The 23,036-nt window shown below is 46.1% G+C and carries 23 protein-coding genes; 9 read left to right on the top strand and 14 right to left on the bottom strand.

Going from position 1 to position 23,036, the window contains the following annotated elements; all coding sequences use genetic code 11:
• Positions 1 to 82 precede the first annotated feature (82 nt).
• The 6 genes from ACLWBB_RS08520 to ACLWBB_RS08495 are packed head-to-tail and all read left to right on the top strand — an operon-like array spanning position 83 to position 6,693.
• The gene (locus tag ACLWBB_RS08520) at positions 83 to 1,303 is read left to right on the top strand and encodes an alpha/beta fold hydrolase (protein WP_413291200.1); all 1,221 of its coding nucleotides are present in this window, start codon (positions 83 to 85) and stop codon (positions 1,301 to 1,303) included.
• A 3-nt stretch (positions 1,304 to 1,306) separates the two neighbouring features.
• Positions 1,307 to 3,328, top strand: coding sequence for an aminotransferase class V-fold PLP-dependent enzyme (locus tag ACLWBB_RS08515; RefSeq protein WP_413291199.1), 2,022 nt, complete (start codon positions 1,307 to 1,309; stop codon positions 3,326 to 3,328).
• Complete coding sequence (locus ACLWBB_RS08510; RefSeq protein WP_413291198.1) at positions 3,325 to 4,314, top strand: TauD/TfdA family dioxygenase; 990 nt, start codon at positions 3,325 to 3,327, stop codon at positions 4,312 to 4,314. Before ACLWBB_RS08515 ends, ACLWBB_RS08510 begins: the two co-directional genes overlap by 4 nt.
• Before the next feature lie 2 nt (positions 4,315 to 4,316).
• A complete protein-coding gene (locus ACLWBB_RS08505; protein ID WP_413291197.1) occupies positions 4,317 to 4,802 on the top strand; it encodes a DUF962 domain-containing protein in 486 nt (161 codons plus the stop codon).
• Positions 4,799 to 5,488 (top strand): ABC transporter ATP-binding protein, encoded by a 690-nt coding sequence (locus ACLWBB_RS08500; protein ID WP_413291196.1) that lies wholly within the window; start codon positions 4,799 to 4,801, stop codon positions 5,486 to 5,488. The genes ACLWBB_RS08505 and ACLWBB_RS08500 overlap by 4 nt, the downstream gene beginning before the upstream one ends.
• Positions 5,485 to 6,693: an ABC transporter permease gene (locus ACLWBB_RS08495; protein ID WP_413291195.1), complete on the top strand. Its 1,209-nt coding sequence runs from the start codon at positions 5,485 to 5,487 to the stop codon at positions 6,691 to 6,693. Before ACLWBB_RS08500 ends, ACLWBB_RS08495 begins: the two co-directional genes overlap by 4 nt.
• 13 nt (positions 6,694 to 6,706) lie before the next feature.
• On the opposite strand, the gene ACLWBB_RS08490 is transcribed toward ACLWBB_RS08495, so the two are convergent.
• Entirely contained in the window at positions 6,707 to 7,303 is a 597-nt protein-coding gene (locus ACLWBB_RS08490) for a hypothetical protein (protein ID WP_413291194.1), read from the bottom strand.
• Between the two features lie 162 nt (positions 7,304 to 7,465).
• Between ACLWBB_RS08490 and ACLWBB_RS08485 the strand changes: the two genes are divergently transcribed.
• Positions 7,466 to 7,807: a hypothetical protein gene (locus tag ACLWBB_RS08485; protein ID WP_413291193.1), complete on the top strand. Its 342-nt coding sequence runs from the start codon at positions 7,466 to 7,468 to the stop codon at positions 7,805 to 7,807.
• 18 nt (positions 7,808 to 7,825) lie between these two features.
• Here the strand turns inward: ACLWBB_RS08485 and ACLWBB_RS08480 are convergent, their stop codons facing one another.
• The 7 genes from ACLWBB_RS08480 to ACLWBB_RS08450 are packed head-to-tail and all read right to left on the bottom strand — an operon-like array spanning position 7,826 to position 13,497.
• Positions 7,826 to 8,719 carry a mevalonate kinase gene (locus tag ACLWBB_RS08480; RefSeq protein ID WP_413291192.1) on the bottom strand — a complete coding sequence of 298 codons (894 nt, stop codon included), beginning with the start codon at positions 8,717 to 8,719 and terminating at the stop codon, positions 7,826 to 7,828.
• 3 nt (positions 8,720 to 8,722) lie between these two features.
• Positions 8,723 to 9,682: a diphosphomevalonate decarboxylase gene (mvaD, locus tag ACLWBB_RS08475; RefSeq protein WP_413291191.1), complete on the bottom strand. Its 960-nt coding sequence runs from the start codon at positions 9,680 to 9,682 to the stop codon at positions 8,723 to 8,725.
• Between the two features lie 2 nt (positions 9,683 to 9,684).
• On the bottom strand, positions 9,685 to 10,560 hold the full coding sequence (locus ACLWBB_RS08470) for a hypothetical protein (protein ID WP_413291190.1): 876 nt from the start codon (positions 10,558 to 10,560) through the stop codon (positions 9,685 to 9,687).
• 13 nt (positions 10,561 to 10,573) lie between these two features.
• Entirely contained in the window at positions 10,574 to 11,875 is a 1,302-nt protein-coding gene (locus ACLWBB_RS08465) for a hydroxymethylglutaryl-CoA reductase, degradative (protein WP_413291189.1), read from the bottom strand.
• Entirely contained in the window at positions 11,854 to 12,897 is a 1,044-nt protein-coding gene (gene fni, locus ACLWBB_RS08460) for a type 2 isopentenyl-diphosphate Delta-isomerase (RefSeq protein ID WP_413291188.1), read from the bottom strand. Before fni ends, ACLWBB_RS08465 begins: the two co-directional genes overlap by 22 nt.
• An 18-nt stretch (positions 12,898 to 12,915) precedes the next feature.
• Entirely contained in the window at positions 12,916 to 13,263 is a 348-nt protein-coding gene (gene rplT / locus ACLWBB_RS08455) for a 50S ribosomal protein L20 (RefSeq protein ID WP_413291187.1), read from the bottom strand.
• Positions 13,264 to 13,302: 39 nt separating this feature from the next.
• A complete protein-coding gene (locus ACLWBB_RS08450; RefSeq protein ID WP_413291186.1) occupies positions 13,303 to 13,497 on the bottom strand; it encodes a large ribosomal subunit protein bL35 in 195 nt (64 codons plus the stop codon).
• A 236-nt stretch (positions 13,498 to 13,733) separates the two neighbouring features.
• Between ACLWBB_RS08450 and ACLWBB_RS08445 the strand changes: the two genes are divergently transcribed.
• Positions 13,734 to 14,867: an alpha/beta hydrolase family protein gene (locus ACLWBB_RS08445; RefSeq protein WP_413291185.1), complete on the top strand. Its 1,134-nt coding sequence runs from the start codon at positions 13,734 to 13,736 to the stop codon at positions 14,865 to 14,867.
• Positions 14,868 to 14,884: 17 nt separating this feature from the next.
• On the opposite strand, the gene ACLWBB_RS08440 is transcribed toward ACLWBB_RS08445, so the two are convergent.
• Positions 14,885 to 15,652 carry a substrate-binding periplasmic protein gene (locus tag ACLWBB_RS08440; RefSeq protein WP_413291184.1) on the bottom strand — a complete coding sequence of 256 codons (768 nt, stop codon included), beginning with the start codon at positions 15,650 to 15,652 and terminating at the stop codon, positions 14,885 to 14,887.
• Between the two features lie 226 nt (positions 15,653 to 15,878).
• Complete coding sequence (locus tag ACLWBB_RS08435) at positions 15,879 to 16,376, bottom strand: hypothetical protein (protein ID WP_413291183.1); 498 nt, start codon at positions 16,374 to 16,376, stop codon at positions 15,879 to 15,881.
• 158 nt (positions 16,377 to 16,534) lie between these two features.
• Between ACLWBB_RS08435 and ACLWBB_RS08430 the strand changes: the two genes are divergently transcribed.
• Positions 16,535 to 16,822, top strand: a complete 288-nt coding sequence (locus ACLWBB_RS08430; RefSeq protein WP_413291182.1) for a hypothetical protein — start codon at positions 16,535 to 16,537, stop codon at positions 16,820 to 16,822.
• Here ACLWBB_RS08430 and ACLWBB_RS08425 read toward each other — a convergent pair.
• The 4 genes from ACLWBB_RS08425 to ACLWBB_RS08410 form a co-directional block, all read right to left on the bottom strand.
• Positions 16,819 to 17,364: a tetratricopeptide repeat protein gene (locus ACLWBB_RS08425; protein ID WP_413291181.1), complete on the bottom strand. Its 546-nt coding sequence runs from the start codon at positions 17,362 to 17,364 to the stop codon at positions 16,819 to 16,821. The genes ACLWBB_RS08430 and ACLWBB_RS08425 overlap by 4 nt on opposite strands.
• An 85-nt stretch (positions 17,365 to 17,449) precedes the next feature.
• Positions 17,450 to 21,037, bottom strand: a complete 3,588-nt coding sequence (gene metH / locus ACLWBB_RS08420; RefSeq protein WP_413291180.1) for a methionine synthase — start codon at positions 21,035 to 21,037, stop codon at positions 17,450 to 17,452.
• A gap of 28 nt (positions 21,038 to 21,065) precedes the next feature.
• Positions 21,066 to 22,019, bottom strand: a complete 954-nt coding sequence (locus ACLWBB_RS08415) for a methylenetetrahydrofolate reductase (protein ID WP_413291179.1) — start codon at positions 22,017 to 22,019, stop codon at positions 21,066 to 21,068.
• An 86-nt stretch (positions 22,020 to 22,105) separates the two neighbouring features.
• Positions 22,106 to 22,828: an NIF family HAD-type phosphatase gene (locus ACLWBB_RS08410; RefSeq protein WP_413291178.1), complete on the bottom strand. Its 723-nt coding sequence runs from the start codon at positions 22,826 to 22,828 to the stop codon at positions 22,106 to 22,108.
• Positions 22,829 to 23,036: the final 208 nt, after the last annotated feature.

Below are 23,036 nucleotides of genomic sequence, written 5' to 3'. Positions count from 1 at the left end.
CCAAAATCACTCGCTCTACATTCGCTCTCAATTGGCCCCTTCCTTGCAACTACAGTTGGCAAGACTTTGCGGAGGTCACAAAATGATTCTGAATATTTCTCAGTTTAAAAAATCTAGACTCGCCGAAGCACCGACTGTTTGGACATCGAAAACAGGTGCTCGCGTAGAATACCTCGCGTTTGCTGACGAAGGTGTGCGGAACAAAACTCCGCTTATACTTCTTGGCGGTGCGTTTCAAAACTTCCGCTCCTTCCGCAAAGAAGCCGAGCTTTTCTCGGCTGATCGCCCGGTGTTGTTGCTGGATCTTCCTTCACAAGGAAGCAATCGCCAACTTCTTCCAGATGCAGAGTTTCAAGATCTTGGAAATCTTCTTGGTGAGTTCTTCATTGCTCACGAAGTAAAGCAAGTTATTCCAGTGGGACTTTCTTATGGCTCTGCGATTGCGTTTCATTTTGCAAGACTCTACCCGCAACTTGTCGAAAAACTTATTCTTGGCGGCGCGACTCCGAAACTTCGCTCAAGCTTTGAAACGCTTTTGCATGAAACTTTCCGCGCACTCGATTTAGGTCAGCGTGAACGCTTTGCTCACGGTGTTGTTGTGAATTTGATTAACTACAGCAAACGCGCAAGTACAGGGATTTCTGATCGCTATCTGACTGCATTTCAGGAAGAGCTCCTGAATATGGATGATCTTGCTTTCGTTTGCTATCGCCAAAACTGTCAGCGTATTTTCCGCGCTGAACGCCTTACCGCACGCATCGAGTGCCCGGCCCTCGTTTTCACTGGCGAGCATGACCACTTTACTCTGCCGCAGGAAAATGCAGAGCTCGTCCAACAAAGCCTTCCAAACGGAACCTTTGTTTTAGTGAAGGACGGAGACCATTTATTAAATCTTGAAAGACGCGACACCGTGCTTGCGCTCTACCAAGCTTTCCTTACGGACAGCTCGCTTGGGCAAATTCCTGGTGTGACCATTCCGGAACTAGAGTCCTTTATCAAAACCGATCGTCGACAAATTACCCGTGTGCAAACACCGGGACTTAAAGCCTCTCTGAATGAGACCGTGACGGTGGAACTCGAGGACCTTTCGCTCCTCGGATGCCGCCTGACCGGAGCAGAAGCCGTTCCTGCCTCATTCTTTGACGCCCGTGTTCTCGATCTACAAATCAACCTACCGGGTATCCCCGCTTTGACAGCTCATTGGGCTGACGAAGATTCAAAAACGCGTTTGTTGTTCTCTATGAGCGGCGCACGCGACATGGCGGCACTCGAAAAATCAATTTTAACATTAGCAAGGTCATAATTTATGAGCACGAATTTAAATTTCAAACTATCACGCAATTACTCTTTTGAAGAGGTTCTTCCGGTCGCATCACCTGCATTGTTGTCTGGTCGTAAACGCGAACATTACAATATTATCCAGTCTCAGAAAAATGAGACGTCACTTACGGCGCAAATCGAAGTCGAGCCGCGCGATATCGCTCCGGGTGAACCTTACTATGTCACCGCTTTTATCGGTTCTGAGATTCTAAAGTCCCTGTGTGCATTGCATGCTGGTGGACCGATCTATCTCAAAGATCTTGAGCTGGCGTTCTATAAGCCTATCGGAAAAAAACAATTCGTTGGTACAGTCACATTGGAAAGCGAAACCGAGAATGAGCTTGCTTACCGCTTCTCTTTGGCTGAAGGTTCATTTGCGGGACTCGCGAAGGTCGAAAAGCTTCCAGCCAGAGACCTGAATAAAGAAGAAAGACTCAACTACGTCGAAGAGAGTTTCGACTTTTCAGAAGTTGACGTTCATGGCGCACGCATTGGTTTTAACGCTAAAGTTAACAGCCGTGAAGTTCATGCCAGCACCACGTGCCTGAACAAGAGCCTGATCCTTGAAATGATTGGGCAGCTGGGTATTATCCATGGGCACTTACTATTGGGCTTATCAAAAAAGACAGCCAATGTTTGGGCTGGTAAAATCACCCTTTCGTCTTCTGAGCCGATCTTGGATCCCAAAAACGTCCGTTTTGAGCTCGACTTAAAAACAGTTAGAGCTGCACAAAGCGACCCGCGCGTTTTGGTTGCCGACTACAAAGTAAGTATTAACGACGGCGCTATCACTGCCGACGCGCGTATGTATTTTGATCCCCCTAAAACTGTGACAACAGCGCAGGCCGAAGTGAACTGGGACGAAGAGAGAAAACACTTCCCGATCACCCAAGAGCAGACTTACTTCATGAACGCTGCGATGACTCCGTATCGTGACGAAGTCGAACAAGCTGTTAGTCATGAGACTCGTCTTATGACGACTCGTGGTGGTATTGGCGATGGTCGCTTCTACAGCACAGCTGACAGCGCTCGCAGATCTCTCGCTCAACTCATCGGAACAAAGCCATTGAATCTTGCATTCTTGCCGAGCACAAGCTTTGGCGTGAACATCATGGCAATGACCGCATTGCAAAAAACCGCAAAGCGCGAAGTTATTATGCCAGAAGATGAGTTTACAGCATCTGTTCTTCCGTGGAAACACCATGGTTTCAAACCACGCTTTATCCAATCAGATAAAGGTCTCTTGCCAGTAGAAAAAATCTTAGCGGCAATTACACCTGATACTGCCGCTGTTATGACGAGCGTGATTCAATTCGGCACTGGCTATCGTCAAGATATTGCCCGTCTTGGAAGAGAGTTAGCTGCTCGTGGAATTTTATTCTTTGTGAACGCGACTCAAGCCTTAGGCGCATTCCCAATTCGTTTTGACGAGGTTGGTATTACTGCTATGACAGCATCTTGCCACAAGTGGCTGGGTGCAGGTCTTGGTGTTACAGTATTCGCAGCAGCGGAAGACTACTGGAAATCAGTAACATGGCCAATCGTTGGCTGGAGAAGTGTCACGAATCCATGGGACCTTGATGTTGAGAACCCTGAGTACCGCAGAGAACCTTCGGCACTAGAACTTGGTTCTATGCCGACAACAGTTATGGTTGCAGTTCAAGCGGCAGCGGAAGCGGCTCTTAGATTGTCTCCTGAAAGAATCTCTGAGCGAATCTTAGAGCTTTCTGATGACTTGGTTACCAAGCTTCAAAAAACTGATTTCAAACTCGCAACTTACCGTGCTAGCGCTACTTCTGCTGACAAAAACAGCCGCAGTGGTATTCTTGGTATCGAAGTCGATGACCCTCACTTTTATCAGCGTGAGCTTATTAAAAAAGGCATTCACATCACGATCCGTCGCGGTCAGTTGCGCGTAGCAATTCACTACTATAACTCTCACAAAGACGTTGATCATCTTGTGACCACTCTGCAAGCGATTCGCAACGAACGTCGGAGTCTAGTATGAAGATCATCGACGGGGGCGGAGACGGTCTCTCTGCCCAGTCTTCAGAAGCTTTTTTCGAGTCGCTTAAAGAGCGCTCCGAAACCCTCCATGCAGACTTGATCAAGCATGGGGCGATCCTTTTGCGCGGATTCCCTATTGATACTCCCGAGAAATTCGGTGAAGTCACTCGCATCCTCGCAGGAGAAGCCGGCCTTTTAACGTATGAAGGCGGTATCTCTCCTAGATCCGAAGTCGCTGCTAAAGTCTTTACTGCGACAAATGCCCCAAACTACATGAAGATCTCTATGCACAGCGAGATGGTTTACTTGAAGGAATTCCCAAGCCAAATTCTGTTCTATTGCGATGTCGAGCCTCAAATTGGTGGCGAGACTCCGATCGCTGACACCAGAGCAGTTTTGAACTCGGTTTCCCCGGCCGTTCGTAAAAAAATTGAAGAACGTGGGGTTCTTTATGTTCGCGAGCTTTCGCCATTAACCCCTATGAAACGCTGGCTTGAAAAACTCAACTCGATCTTTGGTATGTCTACTTGGCAACGTTCTTACGGAACCGAATCAAGAGAGCAAGTCGAAGAATCGTGCAAGCACCTTGGCCAAGAGTATACTTGGAAAGAAAACGGCGCCGTTGAAACGCGTATTCGTCTGCCAGCCACTCTTGTTCACCCAGTCACCAAAGACACTGTTTGGTTCAACAACGTTCATTACTATTTGATTCACGCTCGAAACTTCGGCCCTTTCTTCGTGCACGTGATTCGTCTTTATAAAAAGATATTCCGCGAAGTTTTTGATGCATTTTATGGCGACGGTAGTATCATTTCAGATGAAGACAAGATCGACATCTCGAATGCCATTGACCAGAACACAAAATCCTTCCGCTGGAAAAAGGGCGATGTTTTAATTCTTGATAATCTTCTGATGATGCACGGACGGAATCCATTTAAAGGCCCGCGTCGCATCTTAGTAAGTATGATTGGTAGAAGTACGAGGTAATTATGGCTGTCGATCCTAAAAAAGCCCGCTACTGGCTAAATCTTTATAGCGAGAGCCACGAGAATCCTATTAATATCCTCTTGCATGAGATCGGCGTGCCTTGCATTGCCTTTGGCATTCTGTCTTTTCTAAGCTTACTGCGCTGGCCGGACGCGAGCATTCACCTGAATCTAGCTATTCCATTCATCGCGACATACACCATCGTCTATGCCCGACTTGGATGGTTCTATTGTTTAGCAATTACAGCAGAGTTCGCACTTATTTATGCGCTAGTGATCTCTGTGGGCCAAACCCAACCTTACCCGCTTGCTATCTACGCAGGTGTGTTTTTTATTGGCTGGCTTTTGCAGTTTATCGGTCACTGGATCGAAGGCAAAGCTCCTGCTGCGATGAAATCACCAAAACACTCAGCAGCTTTCACTTTGATGGCTCCACTGTTCACTCTTGATATTCTAGCAAAAAGACTTGGCATGAAGGGCCCACAGTGAGCGGGCCCCTTTATAACATTCAACAATTGCAGTATTCCTATGCCTGGAATAATTCTCAGGTACCAGTTTTAAAAGGTATCGACATTACATTGGATCGTGGCTGTTTCACCTGTTTTGTCGGCCCTAGCGGCACCGGCAAGACAACGCTGCTAAATTTGATGGGCTTGATTGAAAATCCAAGTTCGGGACGTTTGATCTTTGATGGTGAAGACTTCTCGAAAGCTTCTGAGTCCATCCGCGAAAAGGTGCGTCTGAAAAAAATCGGCTTTGTCTTCCAATCTTTCTATCTGGTTCCCACAATGACGGTCTTAGAGAACACCTCTTACTTCTTACCTCTTTTGGGTTTCAGCGCCCAGCAGACCCGCACAAAAGCTTTAGGGGCCTTAGACCTCTTAGGAATGGCGGATCACGCTGACAAATTCCCGGGGCAGCTCTCTGGTGGACAACGTCAACGCGTTGCCATTGCGCGTGCGATCTCGAAAACTCCTGATGTCGTGATCGCCGATGAACCAACGGCGAGCCTGGATTCAGACACTGCCGAGCGCACGATTAAAGCTTTTCAAGAATTGCAACGTGTAGAAAAAACCAGCTTTGTCTTTTCAACTCACGACGCGCGACTGGTTCAGTATGCCCGTAATATCTATCACATGAAAGACGGCCTCTTTACCACGTCGGAGACCCGATGAACTCTTTGTTGAAAATCTCTTGGCGTAATTTGTTCCGCAATCGCCGTCGTACTTTGTTCAATATTCTGACGATCACTCTAGGGGCAACAAGCTTGCTGACATATCAGGGGTTCAACACCGGAATCCTTTCTGAATACCGCGAAAAAACCATTCATGGATATTATGGTCATGGCCAGGTCTTTCAATCGGGCTACTATAGCCATGTTCACGAAAAGCCCTGGAAAATGTGGCACGAGAAACCAGCAGAAGTAGAACAGAAACTAAAAAACATTCCTGGCGTTTTAGATGTCTTTCCCCGCATTTCCCTCTTTGCACTTCTCGTGAACAAAGGCGTAAATCTAGGTGGCAAGGGCGAAGGTATCGTCGCTGAACGCGAAAACAAGTTCTTTAACAAAATGAACTTCATTGAAGGTCACGATATCCAAAGTGACGATTCAATCATTCTTGGAAAAGGCCTTGCGGAATCCCTCGGCGTTCACGCCGGAGACTACGTCACCGTCCTTAATCAAACAGTCGACGGCCAAGTTAACGGTGCCGACCTTGTAGTCGCTGGTATTTTTCATATCGGCAAAAAAAGTATTGATGACACTTTCTTCCGAATTTCACTGAAGATGGCCCAACAACTCTTGAACACCGATCGTGTAGAGATGTTTTCACTTGGCCTTGAAGAAACCGCAGAATGGTCCACTGTTGCAAACGATATCCAAAAACAAGATGGCAAACTGGACCCTATTTCTTTTGAGGTTCTAGACAAAGTTTATTATCAAAACTCGGTGGATTTCCTTTCAAGTCAGTTTAACTTTATCCGTATTATCATTTTGTTGGTTGTTGGACTTGGCATCTTCAACTCGATCTCGATGTCCATGCTAGAGCGCGCTGGTGAAGTCGGAGCCTTACGCGCCAATGGCGAGTCTCGAAAGCGTTTGCTCAGTATTTTGCTGGTGGAAAACTTCTTTTTAGGAATTATCGGCGGAACACTGGGAATTTTGCTTGCAATCCTATTAAACAAAACCGTTTTTGCAAATGGCATCGTGTTGCCATCGGCTCCTGGGATGACAAGACCGGTGTTAGTATACTTAAGCATTCTGCCCTTACATTACTTGGGGGCTCTGATTTTACCAACACTGACTTCGGTCGTAGCGGGACTCTGGCCAACACAAAAGCTACTGCGCCGATCTATTCCAGACCTTTTGCGCTCAACATAACTAGCAATAGTTTTTAGGATAAGGCTTCGGCGATTCGCTGATCGACTTCAGCGGCGCCAGTAACATCACCGGCTTTGATGAAGAGTTCGCGGCTTTTTTGGTAAGCAGCTCGTGCAGAGAAAGCGTCACTCTTAGACAGAAGGTCGCCCTTTAATCTAAAGAAACAAGCTCTTTCGATAATGTCGACTTCGTTAAACTCAAGGCTTTGGTACTCTTTAAAATACTCCCAAGCCCCTTCAAGATCTCCTAGAAGGAAGCTGCAATAGCAAAGCTCATAAAGGTTCGCGGCCACAGCAACCACATCGGACTTATCAATCAATAGGGTTTCTTCTTTAAAGAGCTCCAGAGCTTTTTTCAAATTGCCCTCACTACGAACAACAAAGCCTACTTGATGAAGGGCCTTGTGAGAGCCATCACGAATAAAGATGTCACTCCAAATAAGGCGAGCCTCAGCGAACTCTTTCATTTCAACCAAAGCATAAGCGCGTACCCAATTGAGGCTGTCTTTTTGATTTTGGTCTTTGGCTTCTTGCAAACCTTCAAGAGCTAGTTCATTCGCTCTTTGAGGATCCACGCCAAGAATTTGATAGACTTCACTGATATCTGCCATGTCGGGGATGCTATAGAAGTGACCGCAAATGTCTATAGAAAAGAGTTTATTCGGGGCCGAAAATGTAGACTTTGCACATCCCGCCAAAGCACAGCGCGGCGCTCTGGGACCGGAGCATTTTTTGACGTGACCCTACGCCGTAGGTTTGGCCAAAATAGGTCTATGAAAACTATTGTTTTACTCTCTATTCTTTCCCTGAGCGCACCCGTTTTTGCCAAAACCAAAGGGGATGATTTTAAGGAAAAATACCTCTTCACTCACCTTCGAAAAACGACCAAGACCGAACCCGTCGATGATGTCTCGAAGTGCTTTAAGTTTCACAAAGTATCGCAAGAAGTTTTGCAAAGTTATGATCAATGCCGAAAGGACCCAAACTTGCCTTCTCCTCTTGAAGAGGCCATGGGGACTTGCATTCGTAAAGACGGTGCAAACGCTTATTTCTTTGAAGATATGAAAGAGTGCGAATCCGCTCGTGTCGAAGTTGTGGAGAGCTTAAAAGACTAACCTTTTGGAGCGCCCGTATTAGCAAGGAATGAGCTGAGGCAGAAGTTCCGCAGGAGGCGGAGTCATCCACAAACTTAAAACATAACCGCCGCCGCCAGAGCCCGTTGGCTTTACGGCAATCGCCCCGGATTTTTTAAGAAGTTCCATATGAGTTTTCGGAGCGCCTTCTGTAAGGCCCCATCTTTCAAAAACTTCACCGGCACTTTCAATACCTTGCTTCAAAAGCTCGAGCCCCATTTTCTCATCAGGCTGAGTTAGGGCTTGCTCGCAAGTCATTACGGCCATTTTCATTTGCTCATCAATCGCAGCACCCAAAACGGTATTTTGTGCGATGAGTTCTTTAACCTTGTTCACACACTCTAAAGTCACACCACGTTTGCCTGAGTAGGAAATGTACCAATGCGGAGTCCACTGCAGCTCCAGCACACGACGCGTGCCTTGGCGTTCAAAATGAAGCCCCTGGCCACTCAGTGACACGGCGATATCAACACCGCTGCTCTCGCCATGGAAAAGGTTCTCCAATGTGCGCGCGAACTCAAACATTTCTGCTTCATCAACAAGATCTAAAAAATTCAGCCACTTGGTCAGCGCAACACACAAAGCCGCCGATGCCCCCATCCCCGCACCGACAGGAATAGAGCTTTTAATAGTCAAATCGCCAACCAATGAAGTTCGGTCCATTTTCTTTAGATCACATGCACGTTCAATCACACCCCAAACAAGAAGCTGCAATTCTTCGCCATGATCACCTTGCAAATACAAATTCAGCGTTTTTGCACCTGTGGTGCAAACATAACTTAGATCCAAAACTCTGGAACGTAGCGGAAATACCAATGCCGGCACTCCACGCAACACAGCGTGCTCGCCAGCCAAAATCCACTTACCAGGTACTTGAGTTGAGTATGTTTTCATAAGCTACGTTGAGGAAATCACTCTAAAGAGCTGCTGCCAATGATTTTCTTGAGCTTGGGCCATTTCTTTTTGATCCTCGCGCCATAAGAAATGTACATTCGCTCCTGCATCCATAGTCACCAAAGGGCCGTCGCCCTGCTGTTTCCAGAATTGCAGAATTTCTTCGAGAACTTTCTGAGAACCCGCAGTCATATACATAAATGGCGGAGCACAGGTTGCAAACAAAGCATGCATATCCCAAAACTCAGCCCACACGATTTCAAAACTTTTCTTCCAGTCCTGCGACTTCATCGAAGCCGTCAGTTCTTGTAGTCTTTTTTCAGCTCGTTCAATCCGTCCCGGAAATAAAGAACTTTGCGCCACAAGTTTATGAGCCTCACTTGAAGAGACCTCTTTTTTAGAGTCTTCAACAATGATGACTTGATGGTGAAATTTCTTGTACGGAAACTCAAGAGGTTCCGCATATTCCTGTGCCCACAAAGCCCAAGGAGTATAAAGAGAACGACACGAAGATCCCGATCCTTGACGGCTCAGACTGGATAGCTGCTTAAGATCTGCGCCCCAAGGTTGAGGATTAATCTGCTGAAACATCTGGGCCGCTGCCATAGTCAGAGCCGCGAAGCTAGATGCAGAACTTGCAAGGCCACAGTCGGAAGGAAAGTTATTTGCAGATTCGACCATGAAGCTCTGCTCAACGCCCCACTTCGTTTTTAACATTTTCAGATGCGCCAAGAAACGTTCACGTCCTTTATCAGACAAACGCATTGGTTCGTACTCATCACCATCTAAAGCTGACCAAGTGTCTTGGCTGCCTACCTGCGGAGTCAATCGCACGAACGTACGAAGATGATCTAAGGTATAGGACAAAGAAGCGTTCGTCGGCAGATTGCCCTGGGTTTGGATTTTCCCCATGTACTTGATTAACGCAATATTGGAAGGGGCCGAAGCCAAAATCGATGTCATAACTATTCCTTCACTTGAATCTCTAAACCGTGGGTCAAATCTTTAGAACTGACAAAATCTTTGAAGTCTTTTTGATGAGACTTCTCATAGACGACTAAAACAACATCATTCCCCATAGCGCCGCAACCTTTAGCTGCAAGGACGCCAGGCTTTTGCAAAAGCTCTTTGCAAAGGTCTTTAGTGTGGCTAGCCACCAAACCCAAATCTGCTAATGCCTGAGCATTCGTACGAATTCCTTTTACAAACTCGGCACTGTCACTTGCTTGCATAGCAGACCGAATCACACTCATTGCCTGTTCAATAGTAGACTCATCAAAATCCGGAAGAACTTTCAGATGTTCATGGGTCGCAAGCTTGTGGTTTGTTGGAATCAACGCAAAATCAATATCGGCAAAAGTCCAACCGTGAACCGCGACAATCCCCGTACGCTTTTCAAACAAGGTCAAAGAGCCCTTATACTGAGCCACTAAGTCCGAACCACTCGGGCGCTGGCCTTGACCATCCCACGCGTATTTCCAATAAGACTCCAGAAGTCGAGAAATACTTAAAGACTTCAAAGTTTCAAGCTCGCAGGATTCACGCCATTCATTTAACACAAAGGCCGTCAAAAACTGAGCCGTCGAAGCGCCCCAGCCTCCGCGGCCGGCATGAGGATCTACAAATCTTAAGTCTTGCTGACTAAAAAAATCCTGATGATCACGAATGAGTTTTCCCGCTGGAGACTCTGGGTGAAATCCTTCAACTTTCCCACTGCCTTTGCTAGCAACAAGTTCAAAACGAGGTTTTGAAGCAAAGATGAGACTCGGACCTCCTTTGAGGGCCAAGTACTCACCTGCTAAAAAGCTTTTTCCGGGAACCGAAAGGACCAAGGAAGACAATCAAGCTCCTTGGTTACTGAGATTGCTGCTGAGAAGCGCGCAACTCTTTTAGAACGTCGATCGCGTTGCTCAATGAAATACGCTTGCGAATCGCCAAGATCTCTTCCAACTTCTTTTGCACAATTGGAATCTCGCGTTCTTCTGCGCCCGCACCTAAAGTGAGGTTCTTAATGTGTAACTTCATGTGACCTTCGATAATTCCAACTGTCGTTAGAGCTTTCAAAGCGCCCAAGTTTTGCACAAGACCTACAGAGGCAATAATACGAGACAATTCATTCGCAGACTCAACGCCGAGCATTTTCATGCACATCGCAGCCGTTGGATGCAACGTAGTTACACCACCAACAGTACCCACGATCAACGGAGCTTCAAACACACCGACAAGCTTCGTGCCGTCACGTTTCCATTTAGTGATCGAGCGATACTGGCCATCACGAGCAGCATAAGCATGAATTCCCGCTTCAACCGCGCGCCAGTCATTGCCAGTCGCAATCAAAATAGGGTCAATACCGTTCAAAACGCCTTTGTTATTAGTTGCTGCACGATATGGATCTTGCTGCGCAAACAAAGAAGCTTCTTCAATTTTTTGCGCAAGCTCTGGCTCAATGTCATTCAATACCACTACGGAACGTGTGATCTTTGTGTCCACTAAGTTTGAAAGAATGCACATCGTGACTTTTTCACCAGTAAATTGCTCGATCGGCTCTTTCAAGTATTCACACACTTGATTGATGATGTTTGCACCCATGGCATCGCAAGGATTCATCATCACATGCACAACGGCCATATCAGTGCCATCACCACGAGGTACACGGCGAACAGAAATATCCGTTACACCACCACCACGACGAACAAGCCCGAAAGCCACTTCGCGGTTTGAAATTTCAATCAGATAACTTTTTTGAGACAAAAGAACTTTTTCAAAAGCGATATAGTCCGCGACGTGCGCGCACTGGATCTGACCGATGATCTCGGCACCCACTACTTCTGTGGTGATCTCGCCAGAGTCGCGGATCCATTTTGCGGTCTTGCTGGCAGCAGCAACAATCGAGGTCTCTTCAACGGCCATTGGGATTGCATAGTCTTTGCCATCGATACGGAAGTTCGTAGCAACTCCAAGTGGCACTTGGAAATAACCAATCACATTTTCGATGAACTTTTCACCAAGGGTTGTGTCCTTCAGACCGCCCTTTTCAAGAAAATCAATATCACGGGTTTCAAGCACGCCGGTTTCAGCAAGCGCGTTCAAGCGCTCACGACGTGTGAGTTTCGAGAAGCCTTTAAAAATATCACTTAGTGTTCGTGCCATTTCCAAACCCTCTTTGTTTTGAAGTCACCCACATTTTGCACACCTGTACAGAACATGGCGATCTTCACCTCAAGTAGCAATTTCTCATACAATTCTGCGACAGCTTTCTCATTTTCTAAAGCTGCTTTGAGCCATGGCTGAGCAATGCCTACCAGATCTGCACCCATTGCCAACAACTTAGCAGTTTGCAGACCGTCGCGCACGCCTCCAGAAGCCCATACTGGGATTTTTTCACTGATTTCTTTAGCGTTCAGTAAACTTTGGACTGTCGAAAGACCCCAGTTTTCAAAAGTCTTCGCCACCTGGAATAAAAGCTCTTCTTCAGAAGAACGATATCCCTCAACACGACCCCAATGAGTACCACCAAGGCCGCTCACGTCCACAGCATGAATTCCCAGGCTATAGAGCCGTTTAAGCGTGTCCTGGGAAAAACCACAGCCCACTTCTTTGACAATGACTGGGATTGAAAGTTTTTTGGTGAGCTTTTCGATGGCCTCATAGCCACCACGGAACTCCGGCGTCCCCTCAGGCTGTAGACATTCCTGAAGTGGATTCAAGTGGATGAAAAGGCCTACGGCCTCTAAAGATTCAACCAATGCTTGAACTTGATCTGCTGGAGTTCGAATAATCTGGGCAATTCCCAGATTTCCCATCAGCAATGCCCGAGGCGCCTGCTTACGGACTTCTTTCCACTCATTACGAGCTTCTGAATCAGCCAATTCGCGACGTTGAGAACCAACGCCCATCAGGATTTGTTTTTCAGCACTCAATCGTGCCAAGCGAGCATTGATTTCAGGAGCCTGCTCATGACCGGCAGTCATGGAGCTAATAAAGAAAGGAGCAGAAAGCTTAGTCGAAAAAAAAGAGGTCGACGAATCGACCTCTTCAAAATTCATATTTGGAAGCGCTTCATGAGTAAGTTGTACCTTGTCGAGGCCTGAAAGACCCTCTGCTTGTGAGCGAGGGTCTAGTGCGATTCGAATATGATCTTGTTTTCTTTTTTCGAATTGCGATGAGGACTCAGACATGTCAACGAACTCAAAGCTTTATGCAATAGCGTGTTTGCAAAGAGCTGTGAACGCTGCTGCATCAGTGATCGCAAGATCAGCCAACACTTTACGGTCAACTTGAACGCCAGCTTTAATCAAGCCACCGATCAAACGAGAGTATGTAGTGCCGTTCAAACGAGCTGCTGCATTGATACGTTGATTCCACAAAGCACGGAAGTTGCGCTTTTTCATCTTACGATGACGGTAAGCGTACTGAAGTGCGTGGTCATTTTTCTCTACTGCATGGATGTAGCAGCGAGAACCAGCTGAGTAGTAACCTTTTGTTCTTTTTAATACTTTTTTGTGACGAGCGCGGTTTGTTTTACCACTTTTTACACGAGCCATTTTTTACTCCGAATTATCTATTTATGAGAGATGATTTACTTAGAACACCAAGCAACGTTTTGCTTGAAGCAAATTTGCTGTTTCTACGTAAGAAGTTTTACCCAATTGTCTTTTTGTTTTTGAGCTCATGTGAGAGTTCAAGTGGCGAAGACGTGTGCTTTTCTTTTTAACTTTGGTGCCGCCAGCGACCAATTTCATGCGCTTTTTAGCGCCCGAATGCGTACGCATTTTCATAATTGTACCTTCCTCCGATAAGGCGCCCTGGGAGTTTTCCCAAGTACTTGTCCGAAGCCTTTACCAGCCATAAGAGCTGTCTGTTTTAGGATGTGGCGTGTTGAAAGGCAAGCTTTTTTAGGGGTTTAGAGCGTTTGTAAATTACCAAATTTGCATAAATTATATGCGCCGCAGTAATTTATGGCGCTTTCACAAGAATCTATTTAGAAATAAGGACCTTTAAAACCGGAGATCGCATGAAGCAAGTATTGATAATTACTGGGCTAATACTTTCAAGCCTCCAGGCCGAAGCCTTCCGCGGGGTGGAGTTTTCAATCCCCTCTAAGGACCTTAAAACCCACATCACCGGGCAAATTGACTACCCCACCGCAGACTGCGGGCCTGAAAAACTTCCCTCGGTCCTCATCGTCAGTGGGACCGGCTTCATCTACCGTGATGGTTTTGCGGGCAAATCTGGGACCGAGCGCGACTATATCTATAGAGACCTTTCCAAGCGCTTTACCCAAAACTGCGTGATCACCGTTCGCTATGACTACCGCGGTGTCCTTTGCGATATCAAAGCCAAAGAAGACGGCGCTAAATGTATTGATCAAAAAATTCGTGCTGAAGTGACTTCCGAAAATATTCAGGAAGATATCGAGAGCGTCTATCTTTATGCCCTCACGCAACCCCAAGTAGATGCCGGTCGCTTTGGAATCTTAGGTCACTCCGAAGGTACTTATAATGTTGCAAAACTAGTTTCAGAAAAACGAGTTCAGCCAAAGACACTTCTTTTCATGGGTGCGATGCTTGAAAGTCCCGTGACCATGATTCGATGGCAGATGGCCGATCGTATTTTTGAATACATGTTTGAGCTAGACGCAAACAAAGACGAAGTTTTGACCAATGAGGAGATTCAAGCAGGCTTTCTAACTTCAAATCTCATTATCTTTGGAAAGCCCGATCAGTTCCTTCACCCGGAAGGCTCTTGGAAAAAAGAAGAGGAGCGCACGCTACTGCGTAGTCAGTATACCCAATATCGTAAAGCCGTTCTTCTCGAAGACGACAAGGCACCATATATAACAAACTCATTTGTATTCGCTTCCTACAAGTATTGGAAAATGTGGTTCAGCGAAACGACGCCTGTGCTTCGTCTACTGGCTGATTTCCAAGGACCTATCCTTATTCATAATGGTGACAGAGATTCACAAACTCCGGGTCTTCGTGAGCAGGCTTACCTTCAAAAATACAATTGGAAGATCAAAAGCCATGTACGTTTCAACTTGCATCCAGGCAAAGGCCACGGCCTCGGCAATCACCCGCTCATTGGCCCTATCGATGAAGCTATCGCTGATCAAATGGTACAAGATCTAAAAACAGCCTTGGAATAATCCGAGGCCTCCTGCTGCTATTTTTTAGCCGTATGATTCTGCTTCAGATAGTCGGCAGGAACGGCGTCTTTGTAGATAGGTTTGCCATACCAGCTTCGCAAAATCTCATCATAGCGTCCTGATTTACGAAGCTGAGCTAGGCCTTCGTTAAATTTATCGACCAACGCTTGCGCATTTTTTGCTTTTTTAGAAATGGCCACCCGATATTCGGACTTCACAATATAGTTTGAATTATGAGTCATCAAATCCGCGTTTTTGCCATAAAGTTTTTTGGCCAAAACATAGCCGACTTCGACATCGCTCGGAACCACCTCCGCGCGTTTTGCCATGATCATGTTGAAACTTTGCGTATCGGATTGCAGACGTAGAACTTTGATCGTTCCGTCTTTCTCGGCCTTGATAAACTCTTCGCCCATACCACCAAAACCGATGGTTGATGCGATCAGAACATTTTTTAGATCCCCATAGTCTTTCCACTTAAAAGGGTAACTTTTCAGATGAAAGAAAGCATAGTGGCCCACATAGATAGGGTCCGTAAAAAGGTAAAATGGTTCTCTCTCGCTCAGGCGAATAAAAGCCAAAGTTCCGTCCCACTCTCCGGATTTTGATAGTTGTGTCGTTCTTCCCCATGGGAAAAAATCCAGCGTGAGCTCTATTCCTTTTTGCGCAAAAGCTTCGGTTGCGATCTGTGACAAGATACCTTTGTTCTCTAGATTTTCAGAAATATACGGAGACCACTCGCCTGTAGAGAGCCTTACGACTTCCTTGGCAGAAGCTGTTTGCAAACACAAAAATAGGAAAATCCCTAGAAGTACCCTAATAGATCACCTCATGTTTTATCGCAATTGTATGCCCATATTAGAATAAGTAAGTAGATCTTTAAGCGATTTCACGGGTATGCCGCTTCGCCTCTTTGTTTATTGCGCCTCGAGTGTTCGACAGATGCAGTTAGAACAAAAAAAGCCTTGGGATCACCAAGGCTTTTTCGCGAATTTCTCAAAAAATAAATGGCTAGTAGTAACCGCAGTTATAGCCACGATTCCAATAGCAGTTTCCGTAGTAATAGTAATTATAGTTGCTATTGCTGTAGTAGTAATAAGATTGATAGTTGTTACCGTAGTAGTTGCAGTAAGGATTATTGTAGTAGCCGTTATTGTAGCCATCGTTATAGCGACCATCATAGCCGTCTCGGCCATAGCGTCCATCATACTGGTTGTTATAGAAATACCAGCTGGAAGCTCCGCTGTCGTGATCAAGCTCTGACTTGATGTTGCTCGCAGGAACTCTTTTAAATTTTGCAGTCTTCGCAAATTTTTTCGCTTTTTCTTTGGAAGTCATTACGTCGTCGGTTTTGACGTATTCCGCTTTGTGAGTCCGTTTATCAACCCGCAAAACCATCGTGCCCTTAATCTGCCGATTCGTAACTGAAGATTCATCGTCGAGTTCTCGGGCGCTCCCAAAAGAACTCATTCCTAAGAATAGGAATACTGTTAGTAATACTTTTGTCATTACAAGCCTCCTTGAAGAACGTCTTCGAGTTATCATCTCTGTTTTCTTCACTAAGGTGCATGACTGGGCTTTGACCTTTTCTTCCAAAAATGAACTAACCTCTGAGGGGACAAGATTTTTCAGTTCCCCTATAATGTGTCCATCAACATGGAGAACTTATGAAAAAATTGGCGCTAATGCTTTCTATGATTCCCCTCATTGCCCTAGCATATGAGACCTCGTCAGAATCCCCGCTGCAAGGAATTCCTCTGAGCGATGAGGAGTTAAGTGATGTGGTCGAGACCACGACTTCTCGCTGCAGAAAAAGCAGCGATATGTTTTGTTATGGCAAAAATGTCGGTGCTGTTTGCGTCACTGATCCCCAGCCACCTTACGGCCGCAGTGGCATTTGCCAACAATGGGGACGCGGAGATCGCCGCGGCGACGTCACGTGCTTATGTCGTTAGTTCATTCTTTGTAGCGCAGCTTTTGCAGATTCCCGAGAGGAACTAATCTGATCTTCGGGAGCCTTGCTGGCGATACGAAGAGAAAGGGCTTTTTCAAAACAGTCGTGAGCCTCGCGCCAACGTAGCTGATCGAAATAGTTTTTTCCCATATGCTGCCACAAGAATGACTGCAATGGTCCGAAATCTTTTTGTTCGGACTCTTTTAAAAGGTCCTCAAAAATTTTATTGCTAACTTCAAAATCCCCGAGCCATTGATGGACATGAGCTAAGCGCATCTGTTGTTGAATTCTAAGAACAGGATCAAGGCTATGTCTCTCGATAATTTCGAGGGCCTTTAGGAAATAATCCTGAGCTTCTTCCAGCTCGCGCATGATTCGTAAGTAGACTCCGATTTGTCCCAAAGTTTTGACTCTTTCAATGGGATCTTGCACGGTCGTCAGAGCCGTTTTCATTTCATGAACGTACAAATCCATATCCGTCGCATTGTTAGGAATCTCGTGGAGGCTTTCATCGAAGTGATAGCTGAGGTCATAATCTCTCATCTATTTATAGGATGAAGTATTTGCTCTTGTTTTTCAAGAGCTCGACTAGACTGTTTTTGTTTAGGAGCATGGCTCTCACGTAAAGCTAAATAGCAAAGTACTTCGCGTTCGGGCTCATAAAGTAATATCCGCAAACACTGGCCGGAGGAGTCATTGCGAAGTTTTCAGTCAGGCTCACACCAGTTTGAGATTCAACATCGAGCAGTCTCCAGATCTTGCTTTTCTCACTATGATCCGGGCACGCAGGATACCCAGGTGCGGGGCGGATTCCACGATACTTTTCCTGAATCAACTCTTCATTGCTCAAATTTTCGTGGATACCAAAAATCTGGCGTACTTGCTTATGGGTATACTCTGCCAATGCCTCTGCAAGACGGTCCCCGACAGCTTTAACTAAAATAGAGTTATAATCGTCGTGGTTTTTTTCGAATTCTTTCGCCATCACATCGACTTCAGAACCTGCTGTCACAACAAAAAAGCCAATATGATCTTGAGGACCATGTTCGGGAGCAACGAAATCCGCCAGCGAATAATAAATATCTTTGTTCGCAACCTTTTCGCGAGTTTGACGATCAAAGTGCAGGGTCTCTAACACCCGGCCCGAAGTGTCTTTTACGAAGACATTTTCGTCTTGGGCATGGGCTGAGAATATTCCAACACGAGCTTTAGGTTGAACACGCTTCTCGCGAATCATCTGCTGAAGAAGTGCCTTTGCGTCTTCATACAGCTTCGTCGCTTCCACACCGTATTTTTCTGATTTCAAAATTTGCGGGAAACTTCCCTTTAATTCCCATGCCCAGAAGAAAGGTCCCCAGTCGATATATTCCGCAACCTCTTCCAACTTGAGCGGCATCTCAAAGACACCTTTACGTGTGGGACTAGCAATGTGCACTTGCTGCCAGTTTTCTTGATACTTCTTTTGACGAGCCTCAGGCACCGTCAAAACACGAGCATCTTGTTGGGATTTCAGATAACTTTCACGGAGAACTTTATTGCTCTCTTTATTCTCTTGAGAGTAACTTTCACGAGAGTTCGGACTTAGAAGCTTATTACAAACCTCAACGACTAAAGACGCATCCGCAACGTGAGCGACAGGCCCTTTGTAGTGTGGATCTAACTTCACGGCCGTGTGCACTCGGCTTGTAGTAGCACCGCCAATAAGGACCGGTAATTTCAAACCAGCTCTTTGGAACTCACCTAAGTTGAAAATCATTTCATCAAGAGATGGTGTAATCAAACCACTGAGCCCCACCATATCTGCTTGATGTTCCTCAATAGCTTTCAAAATATTCTGTACTGGCGTCATCACTCCAAGGTCCACGACCTTATAGCCATTGCAGGCAAGAACCACCGAAACGATATTTTTTCCGATATCGTGTACGTCACCCTTTACCGTTGCAATGACAAAGGTCCCCTGACTTTGCAACCCTGTCTTGGACTTTTTTTCTTCTTCCATGAAAGGCTCTAAGTACGCTACCGCTTTTTTCATTACCCGCGCGCTCTTCACCACCTGCGGTAAAAACATTTTGCCTTCGCCAAAAAGGCGGCCCACGACCTTCATGCCTTCCATCAAAGGACCTTCGATGACGTTTAATGGACGTCCCAATCCATGACGTGCTTCTTCTGCGTCTTCGACAATATAAGTATCAATGCCTTTCACCAAGGCATGAGTAATACGTTCTTGCAGACTCAATGCACGCCAATCTTCCGACACCGTTTTTTCGGAAGACTTTTCGCCTTTGTACTGCTCTGCTACTTGCAAAAGCTCTTCGGCAGCTTGGGTGCTGTGATTTAAAACGACCGCTTCGACGAGTTTGCGCAGTGATGGTTCGACCTCTTCGTAGACTTCCAGCATACCGGCGTTGACGATCCCCATATCAAGGCCCGCTTGCATCGCATGATATAAAAACACGCTATGCATAGCTTCTCGCACCTTATTGTTACCACGGAAGCTAAAACTTAAATTGGACACCCCACCCGAAGTAGAAACTCCTGGGCAGCGTTTTTTGATTTCGCTAACGGCCTCGATGAAATCTACGGCATAGCCATTGTGTTCTTCCATGCCAGTGGCAATAGTCAGAATATTGGCGTCAAAAATAATATCTGCCGGATCGAACTGAGCTTTTTCAACAAGAAGTTTATAGGCTCTTTCACAGATGCGGATCTTATCCGCTTTTGTTGCCGCCTGTCCCTGCTCATCAAAAGCCATGACGACTACTGCGGCTCCATATCTTTGAATAAGACGGGCTTGCCTTAAAAATTCTTCTTCACCCTCTTTGAGCGAAATAGAGTTCACAATGGCTTTTCCTTGAAGACATTTCAGACCCGCTTCAAGGACTTCCCACTTTGAGGAATCGACCATGATAGGAACTTTGGCAACATCAGGCTCTGCAGCTATGAGATTCATATAGCGAGTCATCGCCTGCGGGCCATCAATCATGCCCTCATCAAAATTGACATCCAAAATATTAGCACCGCTTTCGACTTGGCTTCGAGCTACTGTGATCGCCTCGTCATAACGGTCTTCTTTGATGAGCTTTGAAAACTTCGGCGAGCCTGTAACATTGGTTCTCTCGCCAATCATGACAAAACTACGAACGCGGTCCCACGACAGATTGTAAGGTTCAAGACCACTGAGTTTCATTCCTGGATGAGGATTTTCAGGCTTTGGACGCGGCTTATGGTTTTTCAGCATTTCGGCGATTTTGGCAATATGCTTAGGCGTCGTTCCGCAGCAGCCGCCAAGAATATTTGCTATGCCTTCTTCCACCATGAGTCCCAACTGGAAGGCCAAAGACTCTGGAGTCTCATCGTAGCCCGTGGCACTTAATGGGTTTGGCAATCCTGCGTTTGGATAACAAGAAATATAACAATCCGATACTCGAGATAACTCGCGGATGTAGGGCTGCATTTCTTTAGCCCCAAGTGCACAGTTAATCCCCACACTTAAAGGTTTTGAGTGACGGACCGAGTTCCAAAAGGCTTCAACAGTTTGCCCCGAAAGCGTACGACCCGACAAATCGGTGATTGTTACAGAGAGCATGAGTGGGAGTTTCTCTTTACGCTCTTCTTCAACTTCAGCAATAGCAAAAAGGGCAGCCTTTAAATTTAGCGTATCAAATGTTGTCTCGGGCAAAAGAATATCTGCTCCCCCATCCAAGAGGCCCAAGACTTGTTCTCTGTATGCGGCTTTTAGCTCATCATAGGTAACCGCACGATAACCTGGGTTGTTCACGTCAGGACTTAAAGAGGCTGTTTTATTCGTGGGACCAATGGCTCCTGCCACGTACGTCTTTTTACCTGTTGCCTTCTCAAAATCTATGCAGGCTTTTTTTGCAAGCTTTGCGGCCTCGACATTTAATTCATAGACAATGTTAGATAGCTCATAGTCGGCTTGCGCGATGGAAGTGCCGTTAAAAGTGTTGGTTTCAATAATATCAGCGCCTGCAGCCAGATACTGATAGTGAATGTCATAAATCACTTGTGGCTTGGTAAGCACCAATAGGTCATTATTGCCTTTAAGGTCCTTAGTGTGATTCTTAAATCTATCACCACGATAGTCCGCTTCAGAAAGCTTGTGTAACTGCACCATGGTTCCCATGGCGCCATCCAAAAAGAGCAGACGTTCACGAAGGGCTTGTTCTAACTCAACTAGCAAAGCGGACTTTTTCATAGGCGATTATCTTCTAACTGTCTTAGGACTATTTAAAACTGCGAACGATCTCTGCAACACTGTGAACATCGTTCAAGACATAAAAGTGAATACTAGGAACACCGAAGTCCAAGAGTTCTTCGATCTGTTTCTTTGCCCAACGCTTGCCGAGCTCGGCTGCGTGAGCGGGGCTGTCTTGAACCTCATCGACAAAGCCTTCAGGCAAGTCGATATAGAAATTTTTTGGAATACTCTTGAGTTGCGCTGCCGATTTTAAAATCTTTAAGCCTGGCACGATAGGGACTGTAATTCCCGCTTCTCTGCATTGACGAACGTACTCGAAGTACTTTTTGTTATCGAAGAACATCTGAGTCACAATATAGTCAGCGCCAGCTTCAACTTTTTTCTTAAGCGCTTGGATATCAGTTTTAAGACTTGGTGCCTCGAAGTGTTTTTCTGGGTAGCCGGCAACACCTACTCCAAAATTAAGAGCTTCTGATTTCTCTAGCTCGTCCAAAAATTTACCGGTATTCAGATCCTGAATCTGCGACACTAAATCCGCCGCATAATTATTCATCGTACGATCAGCACGGGCCTTCTTTTGAAAGTTAGGCGCATCTCCACGAAGCGCCAAAACATTCTCGATGCCCAAGAAGCTAAGCTCAATCAATGCATCTTCAGTTTCTTCACGGGTAAAGCCTAAACACAAAAGATGCGCGACTGTATCAATTTTAAAACGATTTTGAATAACTCCACAGATCCCCAGGGTCCCCGGACGCTTTTTCAAAGTACGTTTTTGAATACTGCCATCGTTGTTCTCTTGAAAAAAAGCCGTCGAGCTATGAGAAGTCACGTCAATCCATGGCGGCTCTAACGGCGCCAAGACTTCAACAACATCAACGATATCCTTCACCGATCTACCGCGTGGAGGAGGCACGATTTCATAACTAAAAAGGGTCTTCTTTGCCTGTTGGGCTTTTTCGATATGCTCACGGACTTTCATTGATCTTAGAATCTATTTTTTTCTCTTGAAGATCAAGGACTTTACAAAGAGCAAACACTCTAAGACTTAGAGAGTGCTCGCGCGCTCTAGTTGGAGAATACCTTTGAACAAAGAGGTCGCCCTCGAGCTAAGGCCCGAAGGCTTGGAAGAAACTCATCCCCCACAGCCTGTGTACTGGCGGCTTTGAAGGCTTGATAGAAAGTCATAATCTTACGGCGCTCCCGCAGCCACTCGGCCTCATTCGGAGGATCGTACGCGCCCTGCATTTGAGGATTGAAGCTCTCGTGATAGGCATAGGTTGTGCCTAGAAAGTACATGTTCTTCTCTTGGCCTCGGACTGCAAACTTGTCCATATCATCAACAAGAACCACCCGTGATAAGTCTTCGTTTACTTTTGAAAGATCCTTCATATAGCGTTCACTAAAGCGCGCGTCGGGAGCAGCCCCTGGCCGCGGCGTTAGGTCTTTTTTACTGAGGACTTTATAAAAAGCAAAATCCGAGACCCCTTGGGCCTTTACCTTCTCAAGAAGGTACTCTGCCAAAGCTTGATTGCGCCCGTCTTCACCCCCACTAAAAAGGCTCACGCGATGACCGTCGCGATGAAGGGCAGCAATAACTTGTGCGGCCCCATCAGCCATCACATAATAATCGGGTCCAAAGGATAAGCTGTTACTATTAGGGCTTGTTTTTGAGGGGTAAAAAAGGGTCCAATCGAGGTCAAAAACCACGTCCAATGAAGGCCCCTTGGCCCAAACCGGGGCCAAGACAAAGAGACCTAAAAATAGAAGAATTAGACGTACTATGGGCATCAGGCCCCTAAGAGCAAATCCGGGGCCTTTTTAAAGCTCAATAGAGGCTTTTTTAGGAGCTTTGATTGAATAGCTTTTGGACAGGCGACCTCTTTAGGCCTTAGAAGCTATCTCATAAATCCAAAGCCAAGGCGTGAGGAGGAAGCTGTACAACTTGTACTGCGACGACAACAGAAATAGCAGGATGCTATTTCTGAGCTTTAGCCCG

Source organism: Bdellovibrio sp. HCB337 (assembly GCF_047302465.1).
GTDB lineage: Bacteria > Bdellovibrionota > Bdellovibrionia > Bdellovibrionales > Bdellovibrionaceae > JACMRP01.
Note: the sequence above shows the minus strand (reverse complement) of the source record. Positions and strands in the feature narration are given on the sequence as shown.

Excerpts from the sequence above, each read along its gene's own strand:
- ACLWBB_RS08520 (WP_413291200.1), top strand. The coding sequence starts at position 83 with ATGATTCTGAATATTTCTCAGTTTAAAAAATCTAGACTCGCCGAAGCA.
- ACLWBB_RS08515 (WP_413291199.1), top strand. The coding sequence starts at position 1,307 with ATGAGCACGAATTTAAATTTCAAACTATCACGCAATTACTCTTTTGAA.
- ACLWBB_RS08510 (WP_413291198.1), top strand. The coding sequence starts at position 3,325 with ATGAAGATCATCGACGGGGGCGGAGACGGTCTCTCTGCCCAGTCTTCA.
- ACLWBB_RS08505 (WP_413291197.1), top strand. The coding sequence starts at position 4,317 with ATGGCTGTCGATCCTAAAAAAGCCCGCTACTGGCTAAATCTTTATAGC.
- ACLWBB_RS08495 (WP_413291195.1), top strand. The coding sequence starts at position 5,485 with ATGAACTCTTTGTTGAAAATCTCTTGGCGTAATTTGTTCCGCAATCGC.
- ACLWBB_RS08490 (WP_413291194.1), bottom strand. The coding sequence starts at position 7,303 with ATGGCAGATATCAGTGAAGTCTATCAAATTCTTGGCGTGGATCCTCAA.
- ACLWBB_RS08485 (WP_413291193.1), top strand. The coding sequence starts at position 7,466 with ATGAAAACTATTGTTTTACTCTCTATTCTTTCCCTGAGCGCACCCGTT.
- ACLWBB_RS08480 (WP_413291192.1), bottom strand. The coding sequence starts at position 8,719 with ATGAAAACATACTCAACTCAAGTACCTGGTAAGTGGATTTTGGCTGGC.
- mvaD (WP_413291191.1), bottom strand. The coding sequence starts at position 9,682 with ATGACATCGATTTTGGCTTCGGCCCCTTCCAATATTGCGTTAATCAAG.
- fni (WP_413291188.1), bottom strand. The coding sequence starts at position 12,897 with ATGTCTGAGTCCTCATCGCAATTCGAAAAAAGAAAACAAGATCATATT.
- rplT (WP_413291187.1), bottom strand. The coding sequence starts at position 13,263 with ATGGCTCGTGTAAAAAGTGGTAAAACAAACCGCGCTCGTCACAAAAAA.
- ACLWBB_RS08450 (WP_413291186.1), bottom strand. The coding sequence starts at position 13,497 with ATGAAAATGCGTACGCATTCGGGCGCTAAAAAGCGCATGAAATTGGTC.
- ACLWBB_RS08445 (WP_413291185.1), top strand. The coding sequence starts at position 13,734 with ATGAAGCAAGTATTGATAATTACTGGGCTAATACTTTCAAGCCTCCAG.
- ACLWBB_RS08435 (WP_413291183.1), bottom strand. The coding sequence starts at position 16,376 with ATGACAAAAGTATTACTAACAGTATTCCTATTCTTAGGAATGAGTTCT.
- ACLWBB_RS08430 (WP_413291182.1), top strand. The coding sequence starts at position 16,535 with ATGAAAAAATTGGCGCTAATGCTTTCTATGATTCCCCTCATTGCCCTA.
- ACLWBB_RS08425 (WP_413291181.1), bottom strand. The coding sequence starts at position 17,364 with ATGAGAGATTATGACCTCAGCTATCACTTCGATGAAAGCCTCCACGAG.
- metH (WP_413291180.1), bottom strand. The coding sequence starts at position 21,037 with ATGAAAAAGTCCGCTTTGCTAGTTGAGTTAGAACAAGCCCTTCGTGAA.
- ACLWBB_RS08415 (WP_413291179.1), bottom strand. The coding sequence starts at position 22,019 with ATGAAAGTCCGTGAGCATATCGAAAAAGCCCAACAGGCAAAGAAGACC.
- ACLWBB_RS08410 (WP_413291178.1), bottom strand. The coding sequence starts at position 22,828 with ATGCCCATAGTACGTCTAATTCTTCTATTTTTAGGTCTCTTTGTCTTG.